This window comes from Winogradskyella sp. (assembly GCF_016744625.1).
Classification (GTDB): domain Bacteria; phylum Bacteroidota; class Bacteroidia; order Flavobacteriales; family Flavobacteriaceae; genus Winogradskyella.
Genome location: NZ_JADGDZ010000036.1, coordinates 25,290 through 31,587, shown reverse-complemented (window position 1 = coordinate 31,587; position 6,298 = coordinate 25,290). Strand labels below are relative to the sequence as shown.

Sequence of the window (6,298 nt, the reverse complement as noted above, 5' to 3'; positions counted from 1 at the left end):
GAAAGTATTTACCTCAAAAGCAACTAAAGAATTGATTATTAAAGGTCAGTTATTCGGAAAAACAAAAGCACAGCTTAATGACATAAACGGAAGAGAAGTATTGAGTGTGATGTTAGATTCCTCAACCAACTACAATATTTTAGATACAAGATCTTTTCAAAGTGGTGTTTATATTTTGCAAGTTTCTGATGACACACATAATTACACCCAAAAAGTGCTCATTAATTAAAGTAAATAGGTGTTGTAAATTTTCCCTATAGTTAGTTAATAGCAGAGCGAGCTTACTTCAATTTGAAGTAGCTCGCTTTTTTATGTAATTATAAAATAAACGACCAAGTCTTACTATCTACCACCTATTCTTTCTCTTAAAAATTCGTGTTCAAATCAATTTCTAAAACAATACGATCCGCTAAAAATTTAGAAACGATATTCAACCTTATTTTATATAATTTATAAAGCGCTGGCCACATGTCTTCGTCATTAACATAATTACCCTTCATTACATTATAAGCCGACGGGTTAGTTCTTTTAAGAAAAGCTGAGCGTCCTAGTATTTTTTTACGACCCCAATCTCCTTCTTCAGATTTGAGAATCTCTAAATATTTCTTGGGATAAATATGTTTCAAATGGACGTCTGAATTCATTTTCTTCGAAATTAAATCCTCTTCTCCAGTAATTGTTCTAAATGTAATTTGGTACCCAAATTGCTTTTTTGCAATTTCTTCTAGGACTTCTTTATGCGCTTCAGTTAATACTAGATTACTAAATTCTTCTTCAAAATTATCAGTCCAATTCCATAATCCATGAGCAAAAATTTGAATTCCAGCATTAAGTCCCATTTGGTGACCTTCAAGTGAAGGTGCGTGCATTAGCATAGGTAAGTTTTGTTTTTTTGCTTCAAAGACTAAATCTTATATAATATTCTTAGTTGGTTAGGCCCAACTTACTATTAAACCCGATGCTTCATCTTCATAAACTATTTTTACTCCAATAGCCTGCTGATTAATATTTCTCGAAATTATCATTTCTGGTGCATGCTTTTAAAGATCTAAACTGTCAGGAAAAGATATTTTGTATTGTATTTATCATGTAAAAATGGTGATTGATAACGAGTCTCAAGAGATGATTCCTCCATCTCCATTTCAAAATCATTCATTACTTGCACCTGATTTCTACAGGTAAATATATCTGGATGGAGTGGACTTTTTTTAATTTTGGCAACCAATTCAGGATTATAATTATTCACATCTACAAGAGTCGTAAAGCCATGATAGAGATAACTTTTTGGTAGTTGCTCAAAATAGTCCTCTAATAATTTCGGGTATTTGTTTTTTAGAGTCCCATTAAATCCAGCTGTGCTAGCGAGGTGAACATGTGAATCCATTAGTCTTGGAATAATAAACCAACCTTCTCCATTAATTTCTTTGAAATTTCCAGATAAAAATGGTTTTTTCTTATTTGCATAAACAATCTTTTTGCCATCAATTACTACAAAACCTAAGAAACTGTCCACTTTTTCATCGTTGGCAGAAATAATGGTGATATTATTTATTAGCGTTCCATCATTAACTTTTATTTCTGTATTTCCTTCATCCTTGCATGAATTAAATACCAAAGCTAAAACTAGTATTAAAATATATTTTTGCATAAAGTGTTTATCTTTTGATTGATTTTAAATTAAGCCACGATGCATATCATTAATAGCTTCAATAATAGATTTCCCATAACCTCTAACTATATCATGTCCAGATAAATCATTAAGCGTTGCAGAATAGACATCATTATCCATCTCAAACTTTAAATATTTGAGATGGATTGTATTCTTATTAATTTCTTGTTCTATTATATTTAAATTATTCACGATAAGTAAATTAATAGAATTACTAATTATCATTTATAATAAATTGGCTCTTTACTGGCTCTCCTCTATCCATAAAAACATCATCGGCATAATAGTTTAGAAATTGAGCTGGCAAACCTTCTCCGTCTTCTGGATTGGCAGTTGTTTGCAATTGATAATGAAGATGTGGCTCGCTTGAATTACCACTATTACCTGCTTTTCCTAATTCTTGTCCTTTTACCACAACATCTCCAATAGAAACAACAATCGACCCTTCTTTAAAATGAGCTAACATAGAAAATTCACCGTTTTCATGATCGATTATAACATAATTTCCTTCTGGAAAGTCTCGATTAAATTGACCTGGAATATTATCTTCTATATTATTCACAATATTTACAATTCTACCACTCCCTGGTGCGTTTAATTGTTTTCCAAAACAATAATAATTTTCATTTTGAGATCCGCTTCCTGAATGTGTGCTCCCATTAACTCGTTGCACTATATCTAAAGCAAATCTTTGTACTTTATATGCTGCATGGTAATTTTGACTAACGGTTCGTCCACCCCAAAATACCCACCATTCTTCATTAAATGGAAGTTCTAACTCTGTTTGTGTTTCATAGTTTAAATAATCACTAGGATACGCATCTGGTAAATCATCAGTTGAACAACCGAATACTGTAATTAGTAGCATTGCAATGACTATCTTATTTATAATATTTTTCATCTTATCTTATTATTAGTTTATAATTTTTAATTTAATAACTCATTTATGGCCTCAAGGACTAATTGTGGTTCTTCAATTTGAATATAGTGACCACTATTCTCTGTAATAACATGAGTAAAGTTAGTTACACCATCTCCAAGTGTCGCATGTGCATTTGACCAGTTCGTTTTGTCTTCACCTATACGATCTCTTGTACTTGTAAGTACTATAGTTGGTACATCTGGTAAGTTTGGTAATTCATTCAAAATTTGGAAATCTTCAAGCATTTGTTCAGCTTCTTTTGCTACGTGAAAAAGGCCATTGTTGTTAAGGTTTTCAACGAGATTATCCTCATACTGTTGAGTTACTACGCCATAACCCTCATGACTAGGGTCTACAAATAATAAAGCCTCTACCATTTCTGGATGTTGTACAGCATAATACCGAATCACTTTTCCTCCCCAAGAATGACCAACTAGAATTACGCGATCATTTTGTGATTTGCTTAGTATAACCTGATGAAGCTCTTCTGCTAACTGAATAACATTTCTATCATTAATAGCTACCTCAGAAGGTTCATATCCTGCCCTATTATAAGCGATGACTTGGTTCGTTTCAGAAAGGTCTAAAAGCTGATACCATGATTCGTAATTATCGCCAAGACCAGATTCGAAAACTAAGGTGTGGTTTCCTTCACCAAAGCTTTCCGTATACAAATTGTAATCACCAACATTAACCATATTTGAAGGTGTTGGTGTTGGCGTATTGTCATCATCATTACTACATGATGTAATTAACAACAGTGCTACTATTGCTAACATTAGTGTGTTAATTGTACTTTTAATTGTTTTCATTTTTAATTGTTTTTGATTATGAAACAAATCTATAAACACAATGAGTGTTTGGATGAATTAGCCTATAAGTCCGATGTTCGAGTTTATAAGGAAGCACTATTTACAATTGATTATTTGTAGGTTACGAATCCAAATATGCTCATTGTCCTTTTAATTTATTCCATTTTTATATTATAAGGCAAAAGTAAATGCAACAGATTGTTCCAGAGTTCCAATTTGTAAATCCGAACTCTTTAGGAGGTTGAATACTAAATATTAAAGTTAATTGTGTAAAAAGGTTATGTACTAAAGCTTCAAATATTGCATAGGTGTCATCCCAGTTTCTTTTTTGAAGAAGGTATTAAAAACGGTTTTTGAATTAAATCCGCTATCATAAGCCAAGCCTATTAAAGTAATGTGAGAATTTTTAGGATCTTTTGAAATTCGTTTAAAAGCTTCAACTCTGTAATGATTAATAAATCCGTTGAAGTTTTTATTAAACTCATGATTAATCAACCAAGACAATTGATTTGGATGAATATCTAGCCGAACAGCAAGATTTTTTAGATTTAAATCTGGATTTAGGTATGGGGATTCTTCGCTAATGTAAGAAATTAGCTTTTCAGTATATTTATTTATTTGTTGCTGAGTTAATAATTCTTTTCTCTTGACTTTATTTTCTGCTAATAAGAATGTAGAGGAAAACAATTTGTTATCAATTTCTTTATAGAGGAGTTCTTGTTTTATAGGATTTAATAGAGGATCACAGAAAAGAATTAAAGCTAGAGTTGACTTTGCCTTAATTGTCTCTTTTAGCCTATTAAGAGCTTTTGTTTTCTCGCCAGAATGAATCCAAATTAATAACATAAAAAACTCCGCCCTCTCACCTTTGGAATTCTTGATTTCAGTGATCAATAATTCTTTATAATACTCTGTTTTATCGGAATCCTTTAACCTAGCATGGGCTATTCCTAACATACCATATTTAGATGATAAATCAATGGTCGCTGGCAGATCTGATGTGAAGAAATCTATTACTAGGTATTCTTTTTTTTGCATTAACCAACAACTAGCCTTAATGGTTATTGCCAGCAAATTGGTTGGGTTACGTTCTAAACAAATATCTAGTGCTTTTATCGAAGCTTCATATTCTTCCATAATATATTGAACATAACCTTTTAAAAAGTAAACTTCAGAGGATAATGGATCTAAACCAATGGCTATTTCTACATGTTTCAAAGCCTTTTTAAACATCTTTAATGAGCAATAATTAAAGGCAAGTTGAATATAAATGTTCACAAAACTAGAATTTACTTCTAGAGCTTTGTTTAAATGCGTAATTGATTTTTTTAAGTCCCAGAGGTACCAATAGCTTATAATTGCAATACCAACATGAGCCTCTGCAAGTTGAGAATTTAATTTTAAAGCTCTATTAGCTAAACTGGCTGCTTTTTCAAAAGCTTCTGCCTTAGGCAAAAACCCTAGGATTGCCATTGTATAGTAATATTGTGATAAACCAGAGTTAGATTGGGCATGCTCTGGATCTATTTCCAAGGCTTTTAAATAATACGCTTTAGATAACTCTATGTCTTCAGGATTCATTTTTTGAGAATGATAATTTCCTTTTAAATAGTATCGATAGGCTTCGATGTAATCAGTTTGGTTAGGCACTAAATGGTCTTGAACTTCGAAATGCCCAAAATTCTCTCTTATTTTATCAGCTATCAACAAACTTATTTCATCCTGAACAGCAAAAATATCTTCGAGTTTCCTATCCCAAGTTTCTGACCAAAAATGAAAATCACTTTGAACTTCAATTAACTGTGCAGTAATTCTAATTTTGTCTTGAGATAAGCGAACACTTCCTTCAAGTATGGTTGAAACATTTAATTCCTTTCCAATTTTTGTAACTGAAACATCTTTGTTTTTAAAGAAAAAAGAAGACGTACGTGATGTGACTTTTAATCCATTTATCTTAGCTAAAGCATTTATAATTTCTTCGGTTAGTCCGTCACAAAAATAGTCGTTCTCGTTATCAGAACTCATATTCTTAAAAGGTAGTGCTGCTATTGAAAGTTGATGTGTCACATATCAAAGATAGCCCTAAAATGAATAATTAATTTAATTCTTTTCTAATAGAGAAAACGTATGCTTTATTTGAGAAAAAAGAGCCTATCTAATTCTATGATGTTGTTTATACAATATAGGTTTTTAGTGATTCAATTCATTATCTATAAGAAGTGTTGTTTTCACAATTTCATTTAGCACCTCATTATAAACCTTATCCTTCTCAGTCATAATTTGAATAAGTGATAAAACAAGGTTTTGAAACTCGTACGAAAATAGTTGTTCAGGTTTCTGAACTGTACCATCAGAAAACTTAACCATGGTTTTTGTAGAACTAATGGCGTGATTCATTATAGCTTCGTAATGAATATTTTCCATTCTATTCATGTAATTATATTTTTCTTCTAATTCTCTTATACCATTAACGATTCTATGATTTCGAAGTAATTTAATTTCACCGCTATTTACCATAGTTTCATAGATATTTCCTTTTTTATCAAAATCTGAATACTGTGTAAGGTCTCGAACAATTAAGCCTAAAGAATCAAGATGCTCTCTATTGTTTAACTCTATTTGTTCGTTCAAAAATTTGAACTGAATAAGAAAACGGTTATTAAACTTTAATTGACTCTCTACCAACATCTTATCATCAGAAATTTGATCACGTATGTTTTTATAATAACTAATCTCTATACTTTCTTTTAAACGATTATCATTCCAATTATTTAATTGAAAAGCGAGACTAATCCCTATCATAACAAGGAAAATTTCACCAATAGCATATAGAAAGTAACGCTTTATATCTCCTTCTTTAATAAAGATTTGTCTAAGGCTTTTAAATAATTTCAT

Annotated in this window: 8 protein-coding genes; 1 reads left to right on the top strand and 7 read right to left on the bottom strand. The window is 31.1% G+C overall.

What is annotated here, in order from left to right:
- Positions 1-229: T9SS type A sorting domain-containing protein (locus QZZ53_RS09250; protein ID WP_296383864.1), on the top strand; the 229-nt coding region annotated here is incomplete at its 5' end.
- Positions 230-365: 136 nt separating this feature from the next.
- Here the strand turns inward: QZZ53_RS09250 and QZZ53_RS09245 are convergent.
- From QZZ53_RS09245 to QZZ53_RS09215, 7 genes are all read right to left on the bottom strand, one after another.
- Entirely contained in the window at positions 366-869 is a 504-nt protein-coding gene (locus QZZ53_RS09245; RefSeq protein WP_296383862.1) for a hypothetical protein, read from the bottom strand.
- Positions 870-1,048: 179 nt separating this feature from the next.
- On the bottom strand, positions 1,049-1,648 hold the full coding sequence (locus tag QZZ53_RS09240; RefSeq protein WP_296383860.1) for a hypothetical protein: 600 nt from the start codon (positions 1,646-1,648) through the stop codon (positions 1,049-1,051).
- Positions 1,649-1,672: 24 nt separating this feature from the next.
- Positions 1,673-1,861 (bottom strand): hypothetical protein, encoded by a 189-nt coding sequence (locus QZZ53_RS09235; protein WP_296383858.1) that lies wholly within the window; start codon positions 1,859-1,861, stop codon positions 1,673-1,675.
- Between the two features lie 22 nt (positions 1,862-1,883).
- Complete coding sequence (locus QZZ53_RS09230) at positions 1,884-2,570, bottom strand: M23 family metallopeptidase (protein ID WP_296383856.1); 687 nt, start codon at positions 2,568-2,570, stop codon at positions 1,884-1,886.
- A gap of 26 nt (positions 2,571-2,596) precedes the next feature.
- On the bottom strand, positions 2,597-3,403 hold the full coding sequence (locus QZZ53_RS09225) for an alpha/beta hydrolase (RefSeq protein WP_296383854.1): 807 nt from the start codon (positions 3,401-3,403) through the stop codon (positions 2,597-2,599).
- Between the two features lie 285 nt (positions 3,404-3,688).
- On the bottom strand, positions 3,689-5,428 hold the full coding sequence (locus QZZ53_RS09220) for a helix-turn-helix domain-containing protein (protein ID WP_296383852.1): 1,740 nt from the start codon (positions 5,426-5,428) through the stop codon (positions 3,689-3,691).
- A gap of 165 nt (positions 5,429-5,593) precedes the next feature.
- Positions 5,594-6,298: a DUF6090 family protein gene (locus tag QZZ53_RS09215; RefSeq protein WP_296383850.1), complete on the bottom strand. Its 705-nt coding sequence runs from the start codon at positions 6,296-6,298 to the stop codon at positions 5,594-5,596.

Coding starts and splice junctions, on each gene's coding strand:
- QZZ53_RS09215 (WP_296383850.1), bottom strand. CDS start 6,298: ATGAAATTATTTAAAAGCCTTAGACAAATCTTTATTAAAGAAGGAGAT.
- QZZ53_RS09240 (WP_296383860.1), bottom strand. CDS start 1,648: ATGCAAAAATATATTTTAATACTAGTTTTAGCTTTGGTATTTAATTCA.
- QZZ53_RS09245 (WP_296383862.1), bottom strand. CDS start 869: ATGCACGCACCTTCACTTGAAGGTCACCAAATGGGACTTAATGCTGGA.
- QZZ53_RS09230 (WP_296383856.1), bottom strand. CDS start 2,570: ATGAAAAATATTATAAATAAGATAGTCATTGCAATGCTACTAATTACA.
- QZZ53_RS09225 (WP_296383854.1), bottom strand. CDS start 3,403: ATGAAAACAATTAAAAGTACAATTAACACACTAATGTTAGCAATAGTA.
- QZZ53_RS09220 (WP_296383852.1), bottom strand. CDS start 5,428: ATGAGTTCTGATAACGAGAACGACTATTTTTGTGACGGACTAACCGAA.